This is a genomic window from Mesorhizobium sp. M7A.F.Ca.AU.002.02.1.1 (assembly GCF_003998535.1).
Taxonomy (GTDB): Bacteria; Pseudomonadota; Alphaproteobacteria; order Rhizobiales; family Rhizobiaceae; genus Mesorhizobium; species Mesorhizobium ciceri.
Window position 1 is genome coordinate 1 of record NZ_RZPB01001186.1, and the last position, 1255, is coordinate 1255.

Annotated in this window: 1 protein-coding gene; it reads right to left on the minus strand. The window is 64.9% G+C overall.

Annotated elements, in window-relative coordinates:
* Positions 1-23: 23 nt before the first annotated feature.
* Positions 24-1255, minus strand: a 1232-nt coding sequence (locus EN879_RS36310) for an IS5 family transposase (RefSeq protein WP_127274734.1), incomplete at its 5' end; no start/stop codon positions are given.

Genomic DNA, 1255 nt, shown 5'->3' on the forward strand with positions numbered 1-1255 from the left:
GTCGACCGTGAACAATCCGAGCCCTAAGCGGCGACCGGCTTCGGCCGGATTTGAAGCAGGGCAATCAAGAGCGACAAAAACCCCTTCAGCCACCTGAGCAGGAGGGAGAAGTTGTAGCCGGCGGCGGCCAGGATGGCGTTGAGGGTGTCGCCCTGCTGGCCGGCGAGGTAGTTGCGGCCCATTCTGTGTTCGCTCTTGATGTGGCCGATGACGGGCTCGACCGCCGACCGCCGTCGCATCTGGCGCTTGATGGCTGGGGTGACGCGGCGTTTCTGGCCCGCGGTGAAGACCCTGAGCTTGTGGCTCTGCGGTGCGTTGTGGCCGCGATAGCCGGCGTCGGCGAGGATGCGGCCGATCTCGTTGCCGATGGTCTTTTCCATGTCGGGGATGACGCTTGCCAGCGTGTGGCCGTCATAGGGATTGCCGGGCAGTGCTTTTGCATGCAGGGCGAACTGGCCGCCCCTGGAGCGCTTCAGCGTGGTGGCCACCGACACCTTCACCCCGAACTCGTAGGGCGCATGCGCCTTGCCCTTGCCGATGCATTCCACCTCGTGTGCGTGCAGGCTGTAGATCTTGCGGCCGCGCTGGCGCTGGCGTTGCTCGAGAACGGTGGCGGCCTGGTAGAGCGGCCATTTGAACAGCGCGTCCAGCCCCTGATCGCCGGCGATCTGGCGACCAATGTCGCGAATGGTCCGGCCGAGATAGGTCTTGAGCTTGCGTAGCGCCTTGTTGGCCCGCTTGAACTGCTTGGCGTGGGCATAGCGCTGGTGGCTGATCAGCGCCAGCTTGCCGACCCGCACATAACTCTGGCGCAAATGGAGACCCGTCCTCTTGGCCAGCCGCACCAGCCGTTCGCGTGCCCGATGGATGAGCTTGGCGTCGGTCGGGAACATGACGTTCTTCGGCTGCACGGTGGTGTCGACGATCACCTGGCGCGTGTCGGCCGGTTTCATCGCCCCGGTCTTGACCGCGAGGCTGAGGCTCTCCTGCAACAGCACCATAATCCGCTCCTCGCCCATACGGCTGCGCCAACGCGTCATCGAGGAGCGGTCGAACGGCAGCGTATGGCAAAAGAACGTCTCGCCGGTGAGATACTGGAAATAAGGGTTCTCCACCCAGCGCTCGCACAGCACCTCATCCGACAGGTTGAAGGTGTGCTTGAGGATCGCCAGCCCCGCCATCAGCCGGGTCGGCAGCGGCGGCATGCCGGGGCCGTCCGAATAGACGGCGCCGAAACGCTCCTCCAGCACCGGCC